The sequence below is a fragment of the Roseibium sp. JB4-4 genome (assembly GCF_055693425.1).
On sequence record NZ_CM146333.1, the window covers coordinates 4,750,721 to 4,775,314 of the forward strand.

22 protein-coding genes and 1 pseudogene are annotated in these 24,594 nt (G+C 53.9%); 10 read left to right on the forward strand and 13 right to left on the reverse strand.

Features of this window, described 5'->3' with window-relative positions; translation table 11 throughout:
* Window positions 1-552 precede the first annotated feature (552 nt).
* The 7 genes from ACZ1HV_RS22330 to ACZ1HV_RS22360 are packed head-to-tail and all read left to right on the forward strand — an operon-like array spanning window position 553 to window position 8,022.
* Window positions 553-1,674 carry an aromatic ring-hydroxylating oxygenase subunit alpha gene (locus ACZ1HV_RS22330; protein WP_472716350.1) on the forward strand — a complete coding sequence of 374 codons (1,122 nt, stop codon included), beginning with the start codon at window positions 553-555 and terminating at the stop codon, window positions 1,672-1,674.
* Window positions 1,671-3,206, forward strand: a complete 1,536-nt coding sequence (gene betC, locus ACZ1HV_RS22335) for a choline-sulfatase (RefSeq protein ID WP_472716351.1) — start codon at window positions 1,671-1,673, stop codon at window positions 3,204-3,206. Before ACZ1HV_RS22330 ends, betC begins: the two co-directional genes overlap by 4 nt.
* Window positions 3,203-3,997 carry an SDR family NAD(P)-dependent oxidoreductase gene (locus ACZ1HV_RS22340; protein ID WP_472716352.1) on the forward strand — a complete coding sequence of 265 codons (795 nt, stop codon included), beginning with the start codon at window positions 3,203-3,205 and terminating at the stop codon, window positions 3,995-3,997. The genes betC and ACZ1HV_RS22340 overlap by 4 nt, the downstream gene beginning before the upstream one ends.
* The gene (gene kce / locus ACZ1HV_RS22345) at window positions 3,997-4,929 is read left to right on the forward strand and encodes a 3,5-dioxohexanoate:acetyl-CoA acetone transferase (protein ID WP_472716353.1); all 933 of its coding nucleotides are present in this window, start codon (window positions 3,997-3,999) and stop codon (window positions 4,927-4,929) included. The genes ACZ1HV_RS22340 and kce overlap by 1 nt, the downstream gene beginning before the upstream one ends.
* 12 nt (window positions 4,930-4,941) lie before the next feature.
* A complete protein-coding gene (locus ACZ1HV_RS22350; RefSeq protein WP_472716354.1) occupies window positions 4,942-6,363 on the forward strand; it encodes an aminobutyraldehyde dehydrogenase in 1,422 nt (473 codons plus the stop codon).
* Entirely contained in the window at window positions 6,360-7,178 is an 819-nt protein-coding gene (locus tag ACZ1HV_RS22355; protein ID WP_472716355.1) for an SDR family NAD(P)-dependent oxidoreductase, read from the forward strand. Before ACZ1HV_RS22350 ends, ACZ1HV_RS22355 begins: the two co-directional genes overlap by 4 nt.
* Window positions 7,093-8,022 carry a 3-hydroxyacyl-CoA dehydrogenase NAD-binding domain-containing protein gene (locus ACZ1HV_RS22360; protein WP_472716356.1) on the forward strand — a complete coding sequence of 310 codons (930 nt, stop codon included), beginning with the start codon at window positions 7,093-7,095 and terminating at the stop codon, window positions 8,020-8,022. The genes ACZ1HV_RS22355 and ACZ1HV_RS22360 overlap by 86 nt, the downstream gene beginning before the upstream one ends.
* Here ACZ1HV_RS22360 and ACZ1HV_RS22365 read toward each other — a convergent pair.
* The 3 genes and pseudogenes from ACZ1HV_RS22365 to ACZ1HV_RS22375 form a co-directional block, all read right to left on the reverse strand.
* Window positions 8,019-9,050: a GlxA family transcriptional regulator gene (locus ACZ1HV_RS22365; protein WP_472716357.1), complete on the reverse strand. Its 1,032-nt coding sequence runs from the start codon at window positions 9,048-9,050 to the stop codon at window positions 8,019-8,021. The genes ACZ1HV_RS22360 and ACZ1HV_RS22365 overlap by 4 nt on opposite strands.
* A gap of 199 nt (window positions 9,051-9,249) precedes the next feature.
* Window positions 9,250-9,969 carry a substrate-binding domain-containing protein gene (locus tag ACZ1HV_RS22370; RefSeq protein ID WP_472718492.1) on the reverse strand — a complete coding sequence of 240 codons (720 nt, stop codon included), beginning with the start codon at window positions 9,967-9,969 and terminating at the stop codon, window positions 9,250-9,252.
* 18 nt (window positions 9,970-9,987) lie between these two features.
* Window positions 9,988-10,221 (reverse strand): annotated as a pseudogene (locus tag ACZ1HV_RS22375) (LysR family transcriptional regulator); the annotation flags it as partial.
* Between the two features lie 103 nt (window positions 10,222-10,324).
* On the opposite strand from ACZ1HV_RS22375, the gene speB reads away from it, so the two are divergent.
* Window positions 10,325-11,377: an agmatinase gene (gene speB, locus ACZ1HV_RS22380; protein ID WP_298812775.1), complete on the forward strand. Its 1,053-nt coding sequence runs from the start codon at window positions 10,325-10,327 to the stop codon at window positions 11,375-11,377.
* Window positions 11,374-11,718 (forward strand): RidA family protein, encoded by a 345-nt coding sequence (locus ACZ1HV_RS22385; protein ID WP_472716358.1) that lies wholly within the window; start codon window positions 11,374-11,376, stop codon window positions 11,716-11,718. Before speB ends, ACZ1HV_RS22385 begins: the two co-directional genes overlap by 4 nt.
* A 218-nt stretch (window positions 11,719-11,936) precedes the next feature.
* Here the strand turns inward: ACZ1HV_RS22385 and ACZ1HV_RS22390 are convergent, their stop codons facing one another.
* The 4 genes from ACZ1HV_RS22390 to ACZ1HV_RS22405 are packed head-to-tail and all read right to left on the reverse strand — an operon-like array spanning window position 11,937 to window position 15,838.
* Window positions 11,937-13,007, reverse strand: coding sequence for an ABC transporter ATP-binding protein (locus ACZ1HV_RS22390; protein ID WP_472716359.1), 1,071 nt, complete (start codon window positions 13,005-13,007; stop codon window positions 11,937-11,939).
* A gap of 12 nt (window positions 13,008-13,019) precedes the next feature.
* The gene (locus ACZ1HV_RS22395) at window positions 13,020-13,862 is read right to left on the reverse strand and encodes an ABC transporter permease (RefSeq protein ID WP_298812770.1); all 843 of its coding nucleotides are present in this window, start codon (window positions 13,860-13,862) and stop codon (window positions 13,020-13,022) included.
* Window positions 13,862-14,719, reverse strand: a complete 858-nt coding sequence (locus ACZ1HV_RS22400; RefSeq protein WP_472716360.1) for an ABC transporter permease — start codon at window positions 14,717-14,719, stop codon at window positions 13,862-13,864. Before ACZ1HV_RS22400 ends, ACZ1HV_RS22395 begins: the two co-directional genes overlap by 1 nt.
* A 27-nt stretch (window positions 14,720-14,746) precedes the next feature.
* Window positions 14,747-15,838: an extracellular solute-binding protein gene (locus tag ACZ1HV_RS22405; RefSeq protein WP_298812766.1), complete on the reverse strand. Its 1,092-nt coding sequence runs from the start codon at window positions 15,836-15,838 to the stop codon at window positions 14,747-14,749.
* Window positions 15,839-16,307: 469 nt separating this feature from the next.
* Here ACZ1HV_RS22405 and ACZ1HV_RS22410 point away from each other — a divergent pair, with 469 nt between their 5' ends.
* The gene (locus tag ACZ1HV_RS22410; protein ID WP_472716361.1) at window positions 16,308-17,489 is read left to right on the forward strand and encodes an aminotransferase; all 1,182 of its coding nucleotides are present in this window, start codon (window positions 16,308-16,310) and stop codon (window positions 17,487-17,489) included.
* Window positions 17,490-17,746: 257 nt separating this feature from the next.
* Here the strand turns inward: ACZ1HV_RS22410 and ACZ1HV_RS22415 are convergent, their stop codons facing one another.
* From ACZ1HV_RS22415 to ACZ1HV_RS22440, 6 genes are all read right to left on the reverse strand, one after another.
* The gene (locus ACZ1HV_RS22415; protein ID WP_472716362.1) at window positions 17,747-18,826 is read right to left on the reverse strand and encodes an ABC transporter ATP-binding protein; all 1,080 of its coding nucleotides are present in this window, start codon (window positions 18,824-18,826) and stop codon (window positions 17,747-17,749) included.
* Window positions 18,827-18,851: 25 nt separating this feature from the next.
* On the reverse strand, window positions 18,852-19,838 hold the full coding sequence (locus tag ACZ1HV_RS22420) for a DUF4432 family protein (RefSeq protein ID WP_298812759.1): 987 nt from the start codon (window positions 19,836-19,838) through the stop codon (window positions 18,852-18,854).
* Window positions 19,835-21,370 carry a sulfatase gene (locus tag ACZ1HV_RS22425; RefSeq protein ID WP_472716363.1) on the reverse strand — a complete coding sequence of 512 codons (1,536 nt, stop codon included), beginning with the start codon at window positions 21,368-21,370 and terminating at the stop codon, window positions 19,835-19,837. The genes ACZ1HV_RS22420 and ACZ1HV_RS22425 overlap by 4 nt, the downstream gene beginning before the upstream one ends.
* A gap of 7 nt (window positions 21,371-21,377) precedes the next feature.
* Window positions 21,378-22,208, reverse strand: a complete 831-nt coding sequence (locus ACZ1HV_RS22430; protein ID WP_472716364.1) for a carbohydrate ABC transporter permease — start codon at window positions 22,206-22,208, stop codon at window positions 21,378-21,380.
* Entirely contained in the window at window positions 22,205-23,080 is an 876-nt protein-coding gene (locus ACZ1HV_RS22435; RefSeq protein WP_298985512.1) for a carbohydrate ABC transporter permease, read from the reverse strand. Before ACZ1HV_RS22435 ends, ACZ1HV_RS22430 begins: the two co-directional genes overlap by 4 nt.
* Before the next feature lie 79 nt (window positions 23,081-23,159).
* A complete protein-coding gene (locus ACZ1HV_RS22440; protein ID WP_472716365.1) occupies window positions 23,160-24,503 on the reverse strand; it encodes an extracellular solute-binding protein in 1,344 nt (447 codons plus the stop codon).
* Window positions 24,504-24,594: the final 91 nt, after the last annotated feature.

Genomic DNA, 24,594 nt, shown 5'->3' on the forward strand with positions numbered 1-24,594 from the left:
AGAAACTGCTGCAAAACAGGCGATTGGTTCCTGTCACCGCGCCATACAGCGCAAATTGGCGATGAATATCGGAAAATATCTGGCCGTAATTCCTTGAATTCATAGAGTGCCTGGCTGGTACAATGAGTTGGAAAGATCCTGAGATAAACTCCGGCTTCAGAAATGTCCCCCCCCGCAACTATGCCATCCTGCTGTCCGGATGAGACCTCGCTTCAGTATGGAGTGCGACCCAACGCCCCCGCCCGATGAAGGCTACGGGCTTTCGCAACAAATCCGGAAAACGGACAGGTTGTGTGTTCTGATCTCATCAGGTCCAACGGCTTCTTGTTGCCGATTGCACCAAGAGGTCTGCGCTCGTTACCGTTTTGGCGCAAATCCTCCAACTTTTCATCGGCATCTGCAAGTCTTTGAGACAAATGTGGATTCCATCGACAGACCCAAGAAAATTACATTCATGCGGAATGGCTATTTTAGTTAATTTAATGTCCAAAAAGTAAATTTTGCTCTCCAAATCAACGGCAAACTGGATCTCTAGGATGGAGACTTTTTGCCATGTCATCTGTGTCGCATGTTACCACCGGCTACGATGTAGATCCGGCGCGGTCAAACTCGCTTGTTGCTTCAGCTTATACGGAGGCTGAGTGGTTTCGAGCGGACATCAAGACGATCATCGGTCGCACTTGGCAGTGGGTATGTCATGTTGAGAAGACACGAGAACCCGGTTCATATGTGACCGCGGAGATCGCAGGCCATCCCGTCGTAGTCGTTCGTGGACGCGATAGTATCCTTAGGGCGTTTTATAATGTCTGCAAGCATAGAGCACACGAGCTCTTGTCGGGAGAAGGCACGACAACTCGGATCATGTGCCCCTACCATGCCTGGGTATACAAACTGGACGGCCAGCTCGCCCGCGCACCGCATACTGAAAATCTTCATGAATTCCACGTTGACGAAATTTGCCTGGATCAAGTCAAAGTCGAAGAATTCTGCGGCTTTGTGTTCGTCAACCTCGATCCCGCCGCCATGGCACTTTGTGAGCAGTCCCGAGACCTTGAATCTGAGATCCGCCATTGGGCGCCGGATGTCGACAAACTAACGCTGGGACACCGGCTGACATACGACATTAAATCCAACTGGAAGAACGTCGTCGACAATTTCCTGGAGTGTTACCACTGCCCGACAGCCCACAAGGACTTTTGCGACCTGGTGGATATGGATACCTACAAGGTGACCACGCATGGCATCTATTCGAGCCATATGGCCGATGCCGGACAGTCCGCCAACGCGGCATATGATGTGTCGAATGCAACCGTTCGAACACATGCGGTTTGGTGGTTATGGCCGACTACCTGTCTGATGCGCTATCCCGGTCGGTCCAGTTTGATCGTGCTGAATATCATCCCGGTGGGGCCGGACCGCACTTTGGAGACCTACGACTTCTTTCTTGAGACCCCGGAACCGAATGAGATGGAACTGGATGCCATCCGCTATTTGGACGAAGTGCTTCAGGTTGAGGACATAGGTCTCGTTGAAAGCGTTCAAAGAGGCATGAACACACCGGCTTTCACGCAAGGGCGCATCGTGCACGATCCCCAAGGATCCGGGAAATCGGAGCATGCCGTTCATCATTTTCACGGTCTGGTTCTTGACGCCTACTCACGAGGTTTTGCGTGAAACGTCCCAACATAGTGGTGGTTATGGCGGACCAACTGGCGCCGCACTTCACTGGAGCGTACGGGCATCCCATCGCAAAGACCCCTCATCTGGACGCACTCGTTGAGCGGGGTGTGCGGTTTGACGCGGCGTATTGCAATTCCCCGCTTTGTGCACCGTCGCGTTTCGCGTTCATGTCGGGACAATTGATCAGCCGGATCGCCGCCTATGACAATGCTTCTGAATTCAATGCCTCGATCCCAACCTTTGCTCACTACCTGAAGGCTCTTGGATATCGAACTTGCCTGTCTGGGAAGATGCATTTCGTCGGTCCGGACCAGATGCACGGATTCGAAAACCGAGTGACGACGGATATCTATCCTGCCGACTTCGCCTGGACGCCGGATTGGGAAGCACCGGATGAGCGGATTGATAAGTGGTATCACAACATGCAGACCGTCAAGGAAAGCGGTGTTGCCCAAGCGACCTTTCAAATCGATTACGACGAGGAGGTTGGTTTTGCCGCTCGGCGCTGGCTGTTCGATGTTGCAAGAGACAAGGCTCAGGGCAATGATGCGCCATTTGCGCTTGTTGCCAGCTTCATCCATCCGCATGACCCCTACGTGGCACGACCGGAGTGGTGGAACCTTTATGACGATACAGACATTGCGCTTCCGCATTTCACGCCTGCCGTAAAAGACCAGGATCCGTTCTCACGTCGGCTGATGGACGGGATCGAGGCATCCTATGTCCCGTTGACGGAAGCGGAAGTTCGGAAAGCCCGTCGCGCCTATATGGCGAATGTCAGTTATTTCGACAGCAAAGTGGGGTTGCTGGTTCAAACACTTGAAGAAACCGGGGAACTCGACAACACCATTGTCGTCGTGACAGCAGACCATGGCGATATGCTCGGCGAGCGCGGTCTTTGGTACAAGATGAATTTTTTCGAGCATTCCGCGCGCGTACCCCTTGTTATGGCCGGACCCGGCATTGTGCACGGACGTGTGGCAAATGCCTGTTCCCTGGTTGATCTGCTGCCGACTTTTCTCGAAATTGGCGGCGGCGGAAAAGACATGCTTGGAATGCCCATCGACGGCCGCAGTTTGCTGCCACTTGCACGCGGCGAGCCGGATCCAGTCGACGAGGCGATTGGGGAATATTGCGCAGAAATGACGCCCTATCCCGTCGTAATGATCCGGCGGGGCTCACTCAAATACATCCATTGCGACGCCGACCCGCCCCAGCTTTACGATCTGAATAAAGATCCTTTTGAGACGAAGAACCTAGCGAACGAACCCGGCTATGCCGAGGCAGCGGCAAGCTTTGCCGTTGAAGTCGAAAGAAGGTGGGACAGCACCGATCTCAGGGCAAAGGTGATTGCGACACAAAAAGCGCGGCGTGCGCTGCATGCAGCGATGGAAGCGGGTGCCGGTGAAGCCTGGGATTTCGACCCACCTACAGATGCCAGTCAGCAGTATGTGCGTAATCACATGGACTGGACCGCTGCTGCCGGCCGATATCGCTTTCCTCCAAACAAGGACACAATCTCATGATGCTGACCGGCAAGACGGCCCTTGTTACCGGAGGGCGCGGGGGCATCGGGCGCGCGATTGTGGCACGCTTCATCAAAGAAGGCGCAAGTGTCTTTGCAGCTGATCTGACCCCTGGCGGGTCGCTGTCAGGCGATGCCGACAACGGCAGCACCTTTTTGAAGCTTGATGTTACGCTGGAACAGGACGCCAGAGATGCGATGAAGACTGTTCGAGCGGCGGCAGGTAAGCTCGATGTTCTGGTGAACGCCGCAGGCATCGAAATTGAAAAGACGATCGAAGAAACCACGCTGGAGGAATGGAACCGTAGTTTTGCCGTTAACGCGACAGGGACGTTCCTGACTTCGAAATATGCGTTGCCGCTCATGCGCGAGGCCGCCAGAAGAGGATCGAGTGCAAGCCTGATCAATTTCGGATCGTATGATGGTTTCATCGCCGATCCCGGACTTGCAGCCTATTGCGCTACCAAGGGTGCAGTCCATGCCCTGACCCGCGCTATGGCCTGCGATCACGGACCTGAAGGAATTCGCGTTAATGCGATTTGTCCGGGTTACATCGACACGCCGATGTTGCAGAGTTTCTTCAACGGTGAAGGATCCGGTGGCGCTGGTGGAAACCTTGAAACGCTGCAGCAGGCTGTCCGGGACGTGCATCCGCTACGCACATACGGCACACCAACCGATATCGCCAATCTTGTGACCTGGCTTGCGTCCGACGAGGCACGTTATGCTTCGGGTCAGCTTTGGGTGCTCGACGGAGGTCTGTCTGCACAAGTGCAGCAGATGAAGCTGTAGTGTCGCGCTCTGTCATCATAACCTGCGCTCCAACAGGCGGTATCCATACGCCGTCGATGTCGCCGTATTTGCCGATCACACCTGCAGAAATAGCCACCGCGAGTATTGAGGCCGCGGAGGCTGGAGCATCGATCATTCATCTTCATGCACGCGACCCGGACACCGGTAAGCCGGATCCGAGACCTGAAACCTTCAGACAATTTCTGCCCGTCATCAAGCAGGCCACCGACGCAGTTGTGAACGTTTCAACCGGTGGCGGTTTGGGAATGAGCATTGATGAACGGCTCCATGCAGCGACGAATGCCAGTCCTGAGATGGCATCACTCAACATGGGGTCAATAAATTTCGGTATCTTCCCGATGCTCCAGAAATACCGCGAGTTCCAGTTCGACTGGGAGCGCCCCTTCCTGGAAATGACGGAGGATTTCATCTTTCCGAACACCTTCCGGACAATCCGCTACGCGATCGAAACGCTCGGAGGTGATCATGGCACCAAATTCGAATTCGAGTGTTATGACCTCGGCCATCTCTACACCGTAAAATGGTTCGTTGATCAGGGACTGATCAAACCGCCTTTCTTTATCCAGATGGTTTTCGGAATCTTGGGTGGAATGGGTGCAGACGTCGACAATCTCCTTCATCTTCATAAGAAGGCAAACGAACTGTTCGGTGCCGATGCGTATGAGTGGTCCGTTTTGGCGGCGGGCCGTCATCAAATGCCGTTCGCAACCCAAAGTGCGATTCTCGGCGGCAATCTCCGCGTTGGTCTGGAAGACAGCCTTTTCATAGGCAAAGGTGAGTTGGCGACGTCCAATGCACAGCAGGTACAGCGCATTCGCACCATCATTGAAAAGTTGGGTCTGACGGTGGCCACTCCGGCCGAGGCGCGTGCGCGCCTGGGATTGAAGGGGGCCGACCGGGTCGGATTTTGAAGAGGACAAACCATGCAGACGAAACTGCTGATAAACGGCGAACTGGTGGATGGCGACGGTGAGGCGCGGAGTGTTTTTGATCCTGCAACAGGCAAAGAGGTCGCCCAGGTAAGAGATGCCAGTCCCGAACAGGTCGATGCGGCGGCCAGAGGGGCAGCAGAAGCTTTTGAGACTTTCTCGTCGTCCTCGCCTGCAGAACGTTCCGCCCTCCTTCTGCAAATTGCGGATGCTGTTGAAGCCAAAAGCCAGGAACTTGCAGAGCTGGAAAGCCTCGACGTCGGCAAGCCCTGGCCATCGGCACTTGACGACGAAATTCCTTTGACAATCGATGTTTTCCGTTTCTTTGCGGGCGCAGCAAGAACGATGACGGGGTCCGCTGCAGGTGAATATGTTGCTGGCCACACTTCCATGATCCGCCGAGATCCGGTGGGTCCAGTCGCGGCGATCGCGCCCTGGAACTACCCTTTGATGATGGCGGCCTGGAAACTGGCTGCTCCTATCGCGGCCGGATGCTCGATCGTCCTGAAACCGTCAGAGCTGACACCGCTATCGACTTTAAAACTGGCTGAGCTTCTGAAGGATATCTTGCCGGCCGGGCAGTTGAATATCGTGCATGGATCAGGCCCCACGGTCGGTGATCAACTCATCAACAGCCCTCAGATGGAAGCGATCAGCGTCACGGGGTCTCCAGCGACAGGAATGGCGGCCATGCGTGCCGCTTCCAATCAGATCCGTCATGTCCATCTGGAATTGGGCGGCAAGGCTCCAGTGATCGTTTTTGACGATGCCGATCTGGATGCAGTTGCCGAGACCATTCGCTATGGCAGCTTTTTCAACGCAGGCCAGGACTGTGCTCAGCCATGCCGGGTTCTCGTCTCCGAAGCGTCTTACGAGAAACTATTGACCGCGATTGTCGACCAGGTAGGCCGCATACAAATCGGCGCTCCCAAGGCGGAGGGTACAGAGATGGGTCCCCTTGTTTCTTCAGGTCACAGGAACCGTGTAGCCGCCTTTGTAGACCGTGCGCGGTCTTCTTGCGAAGTGGTCACCGGTGGAGAGAGCGGTGAGGGGGACGGCTTCTTTTACAGGCCGACAATCGTCGCAAATGTAGACAATGATGCTGAGATTTCGCGAAATGAAGTTTTTGGTCCCGTTGTCTCGGTGTCTCGATTTGCAGATGCTGACGAAGCGCTGAAAACTGCAAATTCGGGATCTTACGGTTTGGCATCCTCCGTCTGGACAAAAGATGTCGGACTTGCAATGCGTATGGCGTCGAAGCTGCGCTACGGTTTCACCTGGGTGAACACGCACGGTGTAGCGACACCGGAGATGCCTTGGGCTGCCATGAAAGGGTCGGGCACCGGCTGCGACATGTCGGTCTATTCACTGGATGCCTACACATCGATCCGTCACGTCATGGTGGCGCACTCATGAGGCTTTCAGGAAAGACGGCTTTCGTTACCGGAGGACGGTCCGGCATTGGTCGCGCTATCGTCGACGCCTTTCACGCCGAAGGAGCGGACGTAGTTGCCTGCGGTCGCGGGGAGCAGCCTGACGGATTTGACGCGCGCTGGATCAGCCTTGATGTTTCTGACCCGAACGCCGTTTGTGATGCGGCAAAAATTCTCGGTGAACTCGATGTTGTCGTGAACAATGCAGGCGTTCAGTTGGAAAAAACGGTTGTGGACAGTTCTGATGAAGACTGGGACTGGGTTGTTGGAACCAATGCACGGGGCGTCTTCAATGTTTGCCGGGCGCTCATACCGCAAATGTCTTTGGGCGGTTCAATCATCAACATCGGATCAATTTCCGGCACTGTCGCCGATCCATCCATGGCTCTTTACAACGCTTCCAAAGCGTTTGTGCACGGACTGACGCGTTCGGTTGCCGTGGATCATGGCCCAGCTGTTCGGTGCAATGCAATTTGTCCGGGTTGGATCGAAACAGGCATGCTGAAAGCCGGTTTCGACCTCGCGACGGATCCGAAGAAGGCTGAGACCGATGCGATCGCACGTCATCCGATCCGGCGTTTTGGCAAACCGTCAGACATTGCCGCTTTGGCAGTTTGGCTTGCTTCTGACGATGCAAGCTTTGCCACCGGGCAAATGTTCACACTCGATGGCGGTATGACTGCTGCCTCCCCCTTAATCCGGGATTATTCTAATGAAACAGATGTCCCATGTTGCGATTTTGGGAGCAGGTGTAATCGGCGCCAGCTGGGCGGCGTTGTTTCTGGCTTCCGGACGTAGTGTTTCAGTGTTCGATCCAGACACAGCTTTGGAAAGAATCGTTCGGGCGTATATCGAAAAAGCCTGGCCTGCGCTTGAGCAACTAGGGCTCGCAGATCGGGCTCAACCTGGTGGGTTGTCATTTGCAAATTCTGCCGCAGAAGCTGTTGAGGGAGCCGACTTCGTCCAGGAAAATGTCCCTGAAAGGCTTCCTGTCAAACATGCTACCTATCGTGAAATCGAAGCGGTTTTGAAAAAGGGTACGATCGTTTCGAGTTCTACGTCTGGTCTAACGCTGGAAGCTTTGCAGGATGGTTGGAAGGATCCGGCTTGTTTTTTACTCGGGCATCCGTTCAATCCACCACACTTGATCCCGCTTGTGGAACTTACCGAGAATTTAAGAACCGGGGCGAACGTTCTGGAGGTAGCTGAAGCTTTTTATCAGGACATTGGGAAGGTTACGATACGTATTAAAAAAGGCATGCCCGGTCACGTCGCCAATCGCCTGCAGGCCGCTGTTTGGCGGGAAGCAATTTATATGGCTGTCGAAGGTGTTGCGAGTGTCGAACATATCGATAAGGCAATGTGGGCTGGTCCTGGTTTGAGGTGGGCCTCAATGGGGCCAACTATGCTGTTCCACCTTGGGGCGGGAGAAGGGGGACTCCGGTCGTTCTGCGAGCACTTCAAGGATACGTTCAATGGTTGGTGGGATGACCTCGGCGATCCACGCCTAGACGATCAGATTATTGAACAACTCGTGGCCGGTCTAGAGGAGCAGGCATGCGGACAAACTCCAGAAGACCTATCGCGTGTTCGAGATAGAATGCTGGTGGCAATTCAGGCCGCTACACGCGATTTACGTTAGTCGCCCGAATCTGAATTCGTTTCCGTTTCATAACGTTGGCGCGCTGTCGGACTGTGCATTGGCCAGGCCCGAAACTCAAAGGGCACCCGGCCCTCTATTCGGTCCTTGTTTGGTGGCAAACCAAATTTTTGCTGATAACAGCGACTGAAATGAACCTGGCTGTTAAATCCTGAGGCCGCTGCCACCTCACTGAGTTTCATCTCCGTTTGCGTAACCAGTCCGCGTGCGCGGTCCAGTCTGATATCGCGGTAATACTCTACGGGCGTTTTGTGGACAAATTGAGTGAACAGGCGACCCAGCTGCCGCTGAGAAATAGCTATTCGACTACAGATTTCAGGGATGGAAATCGGATCTTCGAGATTTGCTTCCATCAAATCGATTGCTCTTCTGACGGTATTCGGTGTCACTTGTCCTGTAGGTTCAATCAACTTGGGATTTTGCGATCTGCCGGGCCCGCGAACGTCGTGATGAAACAGATATCGTGCGGCTGCGTTTGCAATGCCCAATCCGCAATACCGGTTCAGAAAGTAGAGAGCAGCATCAGAAGTCGCGGTCCCTCCGCAACACGTAAAAACTCTGCCATCTACAACAAAGAGGTCTTCTAAAACCGATGTGTTGGTCGCTGTTTCTGCAAGTGCATCAATATGCTCGTAGTGGACCGTCGCCTTCTTGTTGTTCAGAAGGCCTGCATTCGCCAAAACGAAAGCACCAGTGTCAATTCCGCCGATCGTCCTCCCTTCGCGCGCCCACCTTTTCAGTGCCGAAGTTATGACATCTGAATAGCTGTGTTCGGGCGTCCAGCTCGAACTGACCACGACAAGGTCGGCTTTCAAGGAGGCGGAATTTGTCAATGCCTTTGTCTGAATCTCGAGACCGCTGCTGGACGGCAGAAGTCCGCCTTGCGCCGAATACACATTCCATTGGAATTTTGTAGACCCAATCAGGTAGTTCGCAGCTCGAAACGGATCGATAAACGACATCGTCGCAGCGAGGTTGAAGTAGGGTGTTGCGAGGATGACCAATTCCAAAATAAAGATCCAATCAGGAGACTACGCCGTGTTCCTTGAGCTGCGAAAATACCAAAAAGTGAGTCTGCGGTGAAGCTCAGCTGGCCGACTTGTTTCGCCTTTGCGCAGACTGAGACCTATCCCGGCCGTTTTGTATTCCGCCAAATACGCCCTTTGAGTGTGCCGTGCCGCAGAATACCAGGGTCACTGCTAGGCAATGTTACCTCCGACCGGCGGGCCCAGCTGCGCTAGTGGGGGCATCAACTGTGATCAGCTCCAGAAACTGCTGCAAAACAGGCGATTGGTTCCTGTCACCGCGCCAAACAGCGCAGATTGGCGATGAATATCGGAAAATATCTGGCCGTAATTCCTTGAATTCATAGAGTGCCTGGCTGGTACAATGAGTTGGAAAGAACCCGAGATAAACTCCGGCTCCGACCAAAGCCAGAACGGCTTCGGTTTGGAAAACGATGGTGCCCACCGGGAACTTCTGTTTGAGGGTTCGGATCGTATTGCTTTCAAAATAGCCGCGGTAGACCAGAGCGTGCTCCAAAATTTCTTCTTGGCTCAAGATTTTCCCGGCATCAAGTGCGACCGACATTGGGTGTTCACCGGCGCAAAATAGGCCCACCTCTTCATCATAAAGATGACGATACTTCAAACTGGGGTGACGCTGGTAATCCGGGACAATCCCGAAATGCAGTATTCCGTCGATGACTGCCCGTTCCACCTCAGCAGGTGTTCCAGTCATCAGGCTCACGTCGACATCCGGAGCGTCGTCTTTAAACCGACGAATGGCTGAAACCAGGGGATTTCGCTCATCGGACAGGGTGTAGTCGATCATACCGATATCAATTTTGCCAACCAGCTGCCGGTTGATGGAAGCGACGCTTGTGGCAAACTCATCGGCTGCTGCAAGCAGTCGATCAATGTGCTCCAACGCAATTTCACCTTGCTGCGTTAGAGAAAATCCGCTTCGACCGCGGTGGCAGAGCCTTATTCCCAGGCGTGTTTCCAGGTCTGATATTTGCCTGGATATCGTTGAGGCCCCGACGCCTAGTTCTGTTTGGGCGGAGGACAGGCCGGAACACTCAATTACAGTTTTGAAAACCCGCATCAGTCGGATATCCGCCCCGCTTACGCTTCCTGAAAATGCATTTTTCCGCCGGGCCATCGCTTTTTCGTACCTCATGTTTACTCATGCATATTTATGCAAATGTTCTTTGGATAGTTCAACTTTATGAGGCTTAAAATCCATCTTATTCAACTCCTTACTTGTTTTTCAGGAGCTATAGATGGCGAACGCAAAACTTGAGGCCCTTAGGGAAAAGTTCGGCAATGCGGATGGCGGAACGCTATTCACGCCGAAGTATCAGAAGATCGCCTCGAAAATATTCTCCGAAGGTGGGAAGCGACCGGCGCCTTACTCCGGTATCCCAACACTTCTCGACGCTCAGCAAGCAACTTTGGAACAGGCGAGCGAGCTTCAGGTTGCCCTATATGGCGCGCCCATGGATTTGGGCGTTACAAACCGAAACGGTGCCCGTTTCGGACCACGAGCTCTTCGCTCCATCGAGCGCGTAGGTCCTTACAATGATGCTCTGGAAACGGCGCCACTGCACGAGATGGCAGTTGCGGATCTCGGCGATGTGCCCTTCAGCAGCCGATTTGACCTTGGTCTGAGCCATAAGGAAATCGAAGACTATGTGACGCAGATTGTTCAAGCGGGCGCGATCCCAATCGGTGTCGGAGGCGATCATTCCATCACACATCCCATCTTGCGTGCGGTCGGCCGGAACGAACCAGTGGGCATGGTGCATATCGATGCACATTGCGACACAGGCGGCGCTTATGAAAACGAGAAATTTCACCACGGAGGACCTTTCCGCAACGCTGTGCTCGATGGCGTTCTAGCGCCCGAGCGAACGATCCAGATCGGAATTCGCGGTGCCGCAGGGTATATCTGGGAATTCTCCGAGATGTCGGGCATGACGGTTGTCGAGGCAAAAGACATTACCGATACAAGCTTTCCGGACATAATCGAAAAAGCGCGTCAGGTCGTCGGAAGCGGTCCGACATATCTTTCCTTTGACATCGACAGTCTGGATCCGGCTTTTGCTCCCGGCACCGGTACACCGGAAATAGGCGGTTTGACCACTCGGGAAGCACTACGTCTGATCCGCGGTCTCAAGGGGCTCAATTTCGTTGGCGGCGATGTTGTTGAAGTCGCTCCCGCCTATGATCAAAGTACCAATACTGCCCACGCAGGAGCTCAGATGCTCTTTGAAATTCTGAGCCTAATGCAATTTTCTCCCTCTCTTCCCAGAACACAAGGAAAAGGCAAATGACCATCGAACGCTTGGAGAAAGGCAGCCGTATGAGTCAGGCTGTGGTTCACGGCAACACCGTCTATCTGGCAGGTCAAATCGGCGAGGGTCCGGATATGACGCGGCAGACACAGTCCATGCTGGCCGAGGTGGACCGTCTCCTGGCATCTGTGGGAAGCAGCAAGTCCAGCATCTTGTCCGCTCAGATCTGGGTTGCGGACATGGGGCATGTCGACGCCATGAACAAAGTCTGGGATGCATGGATCGACCCGCAAAATCCGCCTGCGCGGGCTTGCGTTGAAAGCAAGCTTGTTTTGCCCGATTTCCTGGTCGAAGTCATGATTATTGCCGCCAAGGAATAACATTCCAAGAGGACGTAGGAGGCAGGGGGCGTTGACACGCGCCCCTTGCCTGCTGCGCTCGATGAATTCTATCTGCTACGCCTGCAGGATAACCGTGGCACCACTTCGCTGGCTTCCGCTTTCATACGACAGAAAGTGCCCTAATTTTCGTTGACCAGTCAGGGCAGCACCGTTCGGGCAGCATCGCCAAGGCTGCATTTGAAAAGCGCAACAGGCCTTCAGTTTGCCGCATCTTCAGACCCCGTAAATGGAAAGACTGATAGGCGGGCCGGATCAGCGCTCAGGTGTACGAGATCACCTACCTGGTATTCGCTTGCATCGGAGGCGGAACTGCGCACCCGGATTTCCTGATCCTTTACGCTGACAAGCCATTCTTTGAAAGCACCGAGATCTCGGGCAAAGACAACACGCCCTGCTGATCCTCCATTTGCCTGCGCTGGGCGCAAGGAAATGTTTTCTGCTCGCACAGCAACGCTGACAGCCGTACCGGGTTCGTGATCAGCAGCCACTTTGAAGGTATTTCCAAAGAGTGCCAGTTGTCCGTTCTGATCAACCTCGGCTTTCACAAGGTTGGCGGCACCAATGAAGTCGGCCACCAGGCTGTTGGCTGGTTGGCGGTAAACCTGAGTTGGTGTGGCTGCTTGTTGAACCTTGCCGTGGTCCAGAACCACAAGTTCATCAGCCAGCATCATTGCCTCGGTTTGGTCGTGTGTGACCAAAACAGTCGTAACGCCGAATTTCTGCTGAAGCCTACGAAGTTCGATCTGCATGTTGTCGCGAAGTTTCGCATCCAACGCAGATAGCGGTTCGTCCAGAAGAAAAAGCTTTGGTTTGATTGCGAGCGCTCTGGCAATTGCCACCCTCTGTCGTTGTCCGCCGGACAGCGCTGAAACAGTGCGATCTGCAATATGTGGAAGCTCAACAACGTGGAGTAGTTCTTCAACACGTTCACGCTGTTCCTTCGCCGTCGTCTTGCGCAGCTTCAGACCGTACGCGATGTTTTCGGCAACACTCATGTGCGGAAACAAAGCAAGCGATTGGAAAACCATTCCGAACCCGCGCTTGTGCGGCGGCACTTCTGAGATATCGGTGCCATCCAGCAACAAACGCCCTGCCGTTGGTTTTTCAAAACCGGCAATAATGCGCAGCAATGTTGTTTTGCCGCAGCCGGATGGTCCCAGCAGACAGACAAACGAGCCCCGTTCAATCTTCAGGTCAATTTGATTTAGCGCAGTTACCGGTCCAAATGACTTTGAAACAGCTTCAATGTTCAAATGCGTGTTGGTCACGTTGTGCCTTTGTCAGAACAGGTTGCCACGCCCGGCGATCAGCTTGTCGACAAGCACCACCAGGAAAACATCAACCACAATAATGAAGACGGAAAGTGCGAGGGTCGCCGGGTCCAGCGAGGACACCGTTCGGCTGTACATCCAAATGGGCAGCGTGCTGACATCGATCGTATACATGAAGAAGGTGACGGTAAATTCGTTGAAACTAATGATCAGCGCAAAGATCAAACCGGCGAGAATGCCCGCTTTCATCAACGGAACGACGACATCCCAGATCGCCCTTAGCGGTGACGCGCCGAGTGAAATTGCGGCTTCTTCGATTTCAACGCTGATGCCATTCATGGCGCTCAGGCAATTGCGCAACACAAACGGCAGAACAAGTGCAATATGCGGTATTGCTATTCGCCAGATGCCGAGTTCCAGCTGGAGACTCTCGGCAATAAGGAGAAAGGCAATCCCCAGCATCACCAATGGAAACACCAAAGGCAAGGTGAACAGCAGTTCCATACCCTCACGCAAGTTTCGGTTGCTGCGAGCCAGCGCATAGGCAAGCGGAATGCAAACCAGTGTCGAAATGACCATCACCAAAAACGCGACCAGCAGGCTTGTTAAGGTGGAATCGACAACCGATTGCGCACTGGACGGATCTTCGTTTGTGAACAGCTGCACAACTTCGAGATACCAGCGGAACGAAAACTCCGTGGGCGGAAAACTCGAATACTCGGATGCGGAAAACGACATGATCGTGACAACGATCACCGGCAGCGAGGAAATCAGAATTCCAATTGTCGCAAGAAAAAGGATCGCGAACCGGTAGGTCCCACCACCCTCAGTTGGGAGAAGTCCGACCCGCATCAATGAGTTTCCTTTGCGGTTGTTGTAAGTCGGACAAGCCAGGAAGAGGCGACAAGAACGAAAAGCGTTAAAACAATCAGGATCATTCCGGCTGCGGCGGCACCAGACCAGTTGAACAGCGGAGAGATCATGTCGCGGATCACAAGGCCCATCATCTGTACCCGGCGTCCGCCAAGAAGCAGAGGAATGGCAAAAGCGCTGGCGTTGAATGCAAAGACAATGGAGGCTGCCCCGACGAGTCCAGGTCGCAAGAGAGGCACGGTGACGTCCCTGAAAGTGCGCCAGTGTCCTGCACCCAGGGAACTCGCCGCTTCCAGGTATTCCGGCGAAATAGCTCTCACGGCACCGACGATCGGAAAGACTGCAAGCGGCAGAGACGTCTGGACCAGACCCAGCAAAACACCTGTTTCATTGAAGAGCAGAAACAGGGGGCGTTCGATAATGCCCAACGCCTTCAGGCTTGAATTCAAAACTCCGGACGGGCCAAGCAGCAGGATCCAGCCATAGGCCTGGACCAGAAGGTTCAGGATAAGCGGCAGGAGGATGGAAATCGTGAGCAAGCGCCTAAAAAACAAGCTGCGTAGCGACGTTAGGACAAATGCCAGCGGCACCGCCAGCACCATCACAATCACCGTCGCGACAAATGCCAGTTTCAAAGTGAGCCAGACGGACCTGCCGAAAAACGGGGTCATCAAGTCCCGATATGCTTGGAAGGACAGGCCTTCAATTGTTCCCTGTTCACCCGACAGGGAAAACCGCAAGATATAGAAACACGCTCCCAGAAACGGAAGAATGGCAATAAATGCAGGCGCTGCGAATAGCAGCGCCTGTTTCCTTGGAAGAAATTCAGTCGACACGATTGATTGTCACTTAGTCCTTGCCTCTTAAGACAGGGTTTGTTGATAGGTCGCGATCCACTTTTCCCGAACGTCGGCTATGAAGGCTTTGTCATGGACGACGGCCTTTTCGCTTAACTGTTCAGGCTTGATGATAAACGGACTTGCCTTCGCAGCTTCGCTCATAACAGCTTGCTGGTTGATCGGCCCGTTTAGGACGGCCTCAGCCATGACGCCTTGAACCTTGTCGTCAAGGGTGTAGTTGATGAACGCGTGCACGACGTCGTCATCGCCTGGCTTGGATTTCGGCACGATCGTGTACATCAGATCCGCGAAAAAGCCTTCGTCTAGGTCGTAGGTTGCCCCCATGTTGGACTCTGCCGGATTGGCAAGTTCTTTCGCAAAAAACGCTGGTGCATATACGCCGCCGATATCGAGGGCGTCGGATCGGAACAGTTCGGAAATCTGGCCCGGATTTTCCCCAAAGGTCAATATGCTGCTTCTCAATTCCGCAAGCTTCGCGAAGGCTGCTTCGGAATTGGTTCCATCTCCGCCGATCATCTTGCCTGTTGCGAAAATCGTGTCCAACGCATCCGTCCATGTGGCCGGCGGCAGGAACAGGCGACCGGCATGGGCCGCGTCCCACATTTCTGCATAAGACTTCGGCGGCTCTTTGAAGGTCTTGGTATTGTAGACCATGCCGCCGGTCCAAAGCAGGTAACCGATACCATGACCTTCCGCACCAGAGCGGAAGCGGGGATCCACTTTTTCAAGATTTGGCAGCATGTTGAGATCGGGTTTGGCCAGCAGACCGTCACCAGCAAGTTCAACGGCACCGACACCGGCAAGGGTAATCACGTCATATTGGGCCTTGCCACCAGAGGCTCTGAGCTTGGCAACCATTTCCGAAGTTGAACCGGTACGGTCGGCAATGACTTTGGCGCCGGTCATTTCCTCAAAGGGTTTTGCTATGTTCTCAAGTATTGCCAGACCGGTATTGTCAGACCAGGTCAAGAGCCGGATTTCCTTGCCGCTGAAGTCGTTTTTACCGGCGGCCGTTACAATTGAAGGCATCGCGAGCGTCGCTGCAGTTGCAGCGCTTGCCTTCAAGATGCCTCTTCGGGTTAGTTTGAAAGTCACCGTTCCACCTCTGATTTTCGGCCTGTTGCGACCGTTTCGAATTAGCAGAAGTAAGCTCCGGTCTTGTTGTTTGCATTAACACTCCATTGAATCGAATTATTCTTGCTAAAAAATACAAGTTTCTCGATTTGGATGAAAAACTATGCACGACTGATCTGTATTTCATCAGTCTGGTTCAGAAGTGATCAATTTCACTGGTCGCAAACGGCTTGCCTCACGATGCAACCAATGCCGAATTCGCGCGGAAATCTAAGCAAATAGCCGGGAAACTAAAGTTAAAAGCGGTCCGCCTGGACTTTTTCGCAAGCCGGTTCGCTTTTCTGCTGAAATCATTACGTTCATATTAATCAATGTTTTGATTGATAAGTTTCGATTTTAAGGAGGCTAGCGAAAACTAAGGTCTGTTTTCGCGCGCATTCGGCAAGTGTGCGGGCGCAGAGTTTTCAACGCTAGCGTGGCAACTTCGAACTTGAACCTGAATCTAATCGACACAGCCACGCCTCCGATTCCGGAGGCGACAGATTGGTTGTCGGCATATGACGGACGGGTGGGGCCCGTGCTCAACTTGAGCCAGGCAGTCCCCGGTGATCCGCCGCCGTCGGCGTTTTTGGAACAGCTCGCATTGGCGGCAGGGACTTCTGAGGCAACGCAATACGGTGAAATCTTCGGCGACGACCGACTCCGAACTGCTTACGCAACGGATTGCTCGAGACTGTTTCAGGCCCCGGTTGATTTTGCAGAAGTCGCGATTACCGCAGGCTGCAATCAGGCGTTTTTCGTCTCAATCATGGCGCTTGCCGCTGCTGGCGATGCGGTCATTTTGCCGGCGCCCTGGTATTTCAATCACAAGATGACCCTCGACATGTTGGGCATTGAGGCGAGACCACTGCCGCTGCAGGCTGAAAAAAGTTTTCTTCCAGATGCGGCAGAGGCCGCCAAGTTGATTGATAACACTGTCAAAGCGATTGTTCTCGTGACGCCGAACAACCCTACAGGAGCCATTTATCCACCTGACTTGATTGAATCTTTCTTCAATCTTGCGCGTGATAGAGGCATCAAACTGATCCTGGACGAAACCTATCGCGATTTCCTGTTTGAGGATGCTGTCCCTCACGGTCTGTTCAAGGATCCTCGCTGGAAGGACACGCTAATAAGCCTTTATAGTTTTTCCAAAAGTTACGCGATTCCCGGACATCGCCTCGGTGCTGTGACGGCTTCCCGGCAAGTTCTAAGTGAAATTGGCAAGATCCTGGACTGTATCCAGATTTGCCCGGCACGCGCGGCGCAGATATCGCTGCCTTGGGCAATGGCGAACTTGGGTGAATGGCGCGCTGAGATCAATGCTCAGATCGCAGACAGGGGAGAGGCCTTCCGTGAAGCCTTAGCTCCTCATTCCACTTGGCAAATCGAGCAAATCGGCGCCTACTTCGCCTATGTACGTCACCCGTTTCCTGATATTTCGGGGGTCAGGGTCGCCGAGCGGTTGGCCGGCAGTTGCGGGGTTCTGGCGCTGCCAGGCAGTTATTTTGGTCCTGGTCAGGACCAGTATTTGAGGTTTGCATTCGCTAATGTCGGTCGTCGAACCATTGAGCAATTGCCATGCCGGTTTGCGGCCTTTGCAGACGCAGCACTCGATTCTTTCGCCGAGTAGGCAGACAAGCTCAGTTATCGAGAACCACTTCGCCGCAATCGATGTGTTTGAGCCCAGATTTTGATGGTGCTTTGTATTCCACTGAATGGAGGGAAGCGCTATAGGACACTTTCTTCACGGTAGCGCCTTCGACCGGGCACAAACCCGCCCATCGGGCCCTTCCTTGCAATCTTGTATCATCTCAACGCCAAATGAATTTTGCTTATGGGCGTGAAGTCCAGGTCGTGTGTGCGGAATTGATCAAGATGAATGCAGCGTTAGGCGCTTTCATTCAGGAGTATTCTGTCATCGGGCTTAAACACTTTTATCGCGTTTGCATCGGCGACCAAGGATACCGTTTCTCCAGCACGCAGGTTCAGGCGTTCGGACGATGTAATTGTAAAATCACGCTCGCCTTTTCTAAGGACGATTTCCGTAATACTTCCCGTTGGTTCAACAACGACAACCTCTGCAGTGATCGTGTTGGGATCTGGCTGCGCAACGAGCTTCAGATTTTCAGGGCGAATGCCCACTTGCACCTGTCCGCGATGTTCTGAGCGTTGTGACAGTGTGAAGTGTTGGCCATCGGGTAAATAAACCGCGTCTGGTTCTCCTTGACGGATCTCTCCGTCAAACAAGTTCATCGACGGGGATCCCAAAAACGTACCTACAAAGGCATTTGCAGGAGCGTCATAGAGGTCGAGCGGTGCGCCCATTTGCTCGATTACTCCGTCGCGCAGCACCACGATCCTGTCAGCAAGTGTCATTGCCTCGACTTGGTCGTGCGTGACATAGATTGTCGTCGTCTTTAGTTTCTGGTGCAGTTCCTTCAACTCAGCTCGCATCTTTACGCGCAGTTTGGCGTCGAGATTGGACAGCGGTTCGTCAAACAGAAACACGGAGGGTTCGCGGACGATGGCACGACCCATGGCGACACGTTGCCTCTGTCCTCCGGACAATTGTCGAGGCAGGCGCTCAAGGTAGGAAGACAGTCCCAGTATATCTGCGGCGTGTTGCACCTTCTGCGTTCGTTCTTTCTCAGAGACGCCTGCGATCCTCAGCGAAAACGACATGTTCTTCTCGCTCGTCATATGCGGGTAGAGCGCATAAGACTGAAACACCATGGAAATGCCACGTTCACGCGGAGGAACGTCGTTCATGCGCTTGCCGTCGATCAGCAATTCGCCGGTCGTAATGGTTTCCAAACCGGCGATCATTCTCAAAAGAGTGGATTTGCCACAGCCGGACGGGCCGATCAGCACGACAAATTCGCCTTCTTCGACATCGAGGCTGATGTTCTTAATAACCTTGTGTCTACCGAATGACTTGTTGACGCCTCGCAGCGATACTGTTGCCATGGCTGTTTCCTTTGTCGGCTGTCCGTTAAGGTCCGGAAAATTCGATTTGAAGGGTGGAGGTCCACACTTCACCGGAAGCGAGCGTCGTCCCAGGTCCGCTGGTGCCATCTGAGTTGCGGTCGCAGTTGGCCGGCTCGATGGCCAGGACATTTCGTCTTGGACGGGGATCCCGCCAGAACTGCATATACGGCAACGCAGTGGCCTCTCCTGAAAGTCTCGCGTGAATTCCCGGCCAAGGTCCGGACGCGCCCCGATGAAGATCCACCTGGAAACGACCGTTGGTTCCAGCCGAGGATCGGCAATCTGCTTCAAGGTCGGTTTGCGCACAGTCGGCCGTTACCGGATCCTTGAAGGGGACCGGTGAATGGTTCAACGACACAGTCGTCCCGGGGGCCACAACCGGAAAGCCGAAATTCACGTGATAGAGGATCATGAGTTCAGCTTCGTTTGGTCCGATATTTTCCACCCAATCGGTAATTGTGAGACTTGATCCGGCAATCGGCGCTTCAATGCGTCTGCGCATGCGGTAGCAGGACTTCCCAAGATGCGCGGAAACGATCTCGCCTTCCGCTATGAGAGCAGGGGTTGACGATGACCAGTCTTCGAAAGAGGAAATCAACCGCGCAGGCGTAAACGGAAGCGAGCCGTGCAGAGGAAGATCGCCGCGCGGTTGACGAACATTGTCCAGACCGCACGTAACGAGGAAACCGCCCAGAGCGCGCTGTACTCCTCTACCTGAGTCGCTTGAAGATGGGCGCAACGCCGGGTCTGCAAAACCGTCCGGATGATGCCAGGCTATCGGGGTCCCCCGCCAACTCAGCAGGCCAATATCCATGCTGCGGTCCTGGAGAACCCAGAAATCAAGTCCGGCGCCGGTAGAAAAAACAAGGGCTCGCACGCCACGTTCCGCGCCGTCCTGAAGCTCTACCTGTCGAATGGATGCAAGTTGCCTCCGGTCGCCAACCAATGCTTCCAGCAGGGCCCGTTCAGATATCGGCCAGCTGGAGCTCATTCTGCCGCACTCATTGTGGTGCTGAGCGAAAGCCGGTCGAAGGCTTCCTGCGGTGCACTCAAGACGCTCATCATGTGCGCCATTTCGTTGGCCAATCTGGCCTCGACTTCGGCATCAACCAACGGTGTTTGCTGCCCCGGATCCGTTACAAGGTCGTACAGGCGGGTATCGTCTTCAATGAAACAGTCCGGCCCGTAAGCCCTCGACATTGCCGTGCCCGGCTTGACCGGCACGCGCAGCAATGGCGTTCCTTTGGTGAACGGAAAGGGTCCCGCCAGGGTTGTTTCACGCAACTCCTTGATGGCAAAGGGTTCGTAGATATGCGTCGGCATCAGCGTGTACTGATAGATTTCCTGCGTTTGCAGGTCGGGCGGATACCTGTGATAGGTATAGCGACCGTCCGTGATGTTTACCGCACCTCCAAAATAACCGTAGAGGATCGCTTCATAGGTCGATGGGGCACCGTCAAGCAGCGGAAGCAGCGACTGGGCGCAGACTTCTTCAGGAACCGTCGCATCATAGGCATTCAGGAAGGTTGGAGCGATATCACTCGTCTGCGTTAATCCGTCGACACGCGTTCCGTGACTGTCAGGCCTTCGCGGGTCAAATACGAATAGCGGAATATGCGCGATTTCCTCATAGATGTTCATCCGGTTCTTTGACCAGAAATCGTGCTCTCCAAGCAGAAAGCCATGATCGGTCGTGACCACCAGAAGAGTATCGTCCCACAGATTTTCGCGGTCGAACTGATCCAACAGCCGGCCCAAGAGAGCGTCGCACAACGAAACAGTTGCATAGTAGTTGGCGCGCAGCTCCTCACACTCTTCTGGGAGCTCGTCTACACGGCCATATCTGGGCCAGTCGAGAATGGGGCCTGTCCAACCGGTCTCGAATGGTTTCTTGTAGGCTTCAGGGGCGTGAAATGGTTCGTGCGGATCAAAGGTTTCGATCTGAAGAAGCCAATCGTCCGCATCCTTGTTCCGGTCGATGAAATCCATACCGGCGTCGAATACTTGCACTGACGGAAAGTCTTTTTCTTCTCGGATAAACTCCCGGTTGATGATGTTCTGTGCCTTGTAAGTCCGACGCTCCTTGGAAAACTGTCCGTCGGCATATTTTTCCCTCAAGCGCTCCCAGTGCGGCTGCACCATGGCCTTCCAGCGATCACCCTCCTGTCCGCGGATAAAGTCATAACTGTCATACTTTGTATGATAGGTGGCACCACCGTCCTCGAAATAGTGAAAGTGGTCGGTTACCAGATGGCTGTAGACGCCCTTTTCTTTTGCGAGAATTTCGGGGAATGAATTGTCAAACGGCTCCATTGGGCCCCAACTGCGGTGCAGGAAGCTGAGACGGCCCGTTAAAAGATCCCGTCGGGCGGGCATACAGGGCATCGAACCGACATAGTGCCTGTCGAACGTGGTGGACCTTTTGGCCAGTCGGTCGAAATTCGGCGTGGGAATTCGGGTGCCGCCATAGGGTGAGAGCATGTGCCGGTTGAGAGAATCGAAGAGCACGAATACCGTTTTCATAATTCACCTATTTAACTGCGCCGGAGACCAGTCCGCGAACGATCAGTTTTTGAGCAAAGACCAGAAGGATCAGCGCGGGCACGATCGAAAGCGTCGAAGCCGCTGCCATTTCTGTAAAGGCGATCGTGTTCTCCTGGGCGTATTTGCCGATCCCAAGAGGGACGGTGGCTGTTTGTCTCTGTGTCAGAACCAGTGCGACTGGAAACTCGTTCCAGCTGAAAACAAACGTCAGGATGCTTGTTGCCGCAATGCCGGGGCGAACAATGGGAAGGACAACGTTCCAGAGGATGTTGGGTACGTTGGCACCATCGATCTGTGCAGCCTCAACAAGTTCCTTTGGAACATCACGGATGAAAACACCCATCATCCAGAGTGCCATTGGCAGGTTCAAAGTCGCATGGGCAAGAATGAGGCCCGTATAGGTGTTATCCAACCCGACGGAACGCATCATTGTGTACCAGGCACCGGCGAGCGTAATCGGCGGCACCATGTGAAAGATGACCGACCAACCGAGCAACGAATGCAACACCCAACCGGGCCATTGCAATCGGTACAATGAAAAGGCCGCGAGTGTCGCAACGACCAGAACCAGAACGGTGCTGCCGACGCCGACGATCATCGAATTCATGAAGTTCCTGCCGAAGTCGGAAGTCTTGTCGAAGATAACGTCGACAAAACCCGTCAGGTTCGGCTGGAAAAAGATCCGGCCCATGAGCAGATCGATCTGAGTCTTGAAAGCCGCCATCACGATCCACAAAAACGGAAACAGGACAATCACGGCAAAGGTGACGAGAACCGCATGACGCAGCAGACCTACAGATTGGAGACGTGCGTTCATACCTTGCTGCCTCGCCCTGCTGTTGCCCTGGTCGCGACAATGATCATTGCAGCGATGATTGCGATGACAGCAATGGACATGGCCGCTCCGTATCCGGATTGATCCTCAGTGAAGAAGCGGCGGTAAATTGTGAAGCTGATCACCTCCGTCGCGGTTCCCGGGCCGCCGCCGGTTAGAAGGTAGATCTCGTCGAACACCTTGAAAGCGAGGATCATTCGAAAGACGAAGGTCACGATGATAGCGGGCATCATCAGGGGAAGCGTGATGTCGCGCAGGATCTGCCAACCGGTAGCGCCGTCGATGCGGGCGGCTTCAAAAATATCGTCTGGTAGGGACTCCAAACCGGCCAGCAAAAGAAGGAAACAGAAAGGCGTCCAGTGCCACACATCGACAATGATAACCGACAGGAGAGCCAGGTTCGGGCTTCCGAGCCAATCAAGCGCCGATAATCCGAAGACATGCAGCACCTGGTTTAGAACACCAAAATCGTAGGAATACATCAACTTCCAGATCGCTCCGATGATTATCCCCGGTACCAGAATAGGCAGGATGAAGATGGTGCGGTAGAAGCCGCGGCCACGGGTGATCTGGGTCGTCAGCAGGGCCAGAACGAAGCCGATCAACATTTGGATCGCGACGGCGGCCACCGCGAAAATTACGGTATTCAGCAATCCTGCGCGCAGGAGGTTGTCGTCAGGTAATTTCTGGTAGTTTGAGGCACCGACCCAGTTCCACACGGGTGTTCTGTTCACCCATTCAACATCGTTGAAACTCAGTGCGAACAGATTGGCCAATGGCAGTATCGTCAGAGCGACAAAGAGCAAAATAGCTGGCCACAGAGTTGCATGCCGCCAAAACCTGTCTGCACTCATAAGGTCGAATCCAGCAAAATCGAATGAAAAAAGGGGCTGTCCGGTGACAAACAGCCCCGTGAGTTGGGGAGGGTTGCGACTAGTTCAGATCTTCGAGCTTCTGATACTTGTAGCCCGCATCCTCGAGCACTTTGGCGATCTCGGTCGCTGCGGTGTTCAAGGCTTCGTTCAATGGCATTTCTTCACCGATCGCCTGATTGAAACGCAGCTCGGTCACTGCCAGAACCTGGCTGGCTTCGGGAATAGTAAACGTCAGCCGAGCATTCGGCAGTGCATCTGCAAGTGCTTTCATCCAACGAAATTCCTGAGTATCAGCCATCTCGGATGTCAGGACGGCACGGCTGACAGGGGCTGATCCGGCCTCTGCGTAGGCCCGTTGAGCTTCGTCGGTCTGGAACCAGGTCAGGAATGCGAGCGCGGCCTTTTTGTTTGCATCCGGAATGTTCTTTGGAACTCCGGCGAGCCAATGTCCCAACGGGGTCGCGGACCCATGTTCTGCCGTGCCAGGAGGGGGCGCATAGTCGACTTTGCCGACAACTGCGGACTTGTCCGGATTATCGAACAGTCCGGGGGCGAGCACGGAATCAATGTGCGCAGCGCGGCCGGTTGCCATATTCTGGATGACGTTCGTCTGGGTCTGCCCGGCAGTTGACGGGTGACCGACTTCTTCGGCAAGTTTCAAATACATTTCCATGCCTGCCAGTGTTTCAGGACTGTTCATGGAAATACGGTAGCTGCCGTCTTCTTGCTGGTCGATGATCCCGCCGCCATATGCCCAGAGGTATGGAAAGACGTCGTAGGTAACGTCAAAGGCTCCGCGTTGACCGCGTTGCGAGATGCCGTACATGTTCTGGCTTTTCAGAACTTTCGCATTCTCCAGCAGCTCGTCCCAGGTTTCGGGCACCGACAGATTGTGTTCCTGGTAGAGATCCGAGCGGTAGTGAAGAATGAGAATGTTCGGGTTCACCGGAACCGACATCAATTCACCGGTTTCGCAAGTGATGCGGGCAGCTTTGGCATCCCAACAAACACTATCATCGAACGTATAGATGTCTTCGCTGAGTTTAAATTCCGGATCGATCGCGTTCAATGGATCAAGGAACCCTCCGGTGTAGAATTCGGTGAAGAATCCAGCGTTCATGATAACAAGATCAAAAGGGCTCTCATCGGACCGGACCGCTGTGCGTTGTTTCTCAAGGCTGCCGGCAAATGGATTTACGTCGAGCTCGACGGTATTACCGGTCTCTTCCTCGTATTTTTCGACAACAGCCTGGAAACCCGCGAACCAGGGAGATTGGTTGATCACGATTGTGATCGGTTCCTGATCCGCTGCGGCAGCTGGTACGAATGCTGAACCTGTCAAAGCAGCAAGTGCCACGGTCGACTGCAAGGCGCGTCTGGCGAAGTTATTTCGAAAAAGCATATTTTGATCCTCCCATCATCTGAACGAGGTCAGTTACCCGTTCAGATTGCTCCAAGCGTAGCGTTTCCAGATGGCGTGAAAAAATGATATT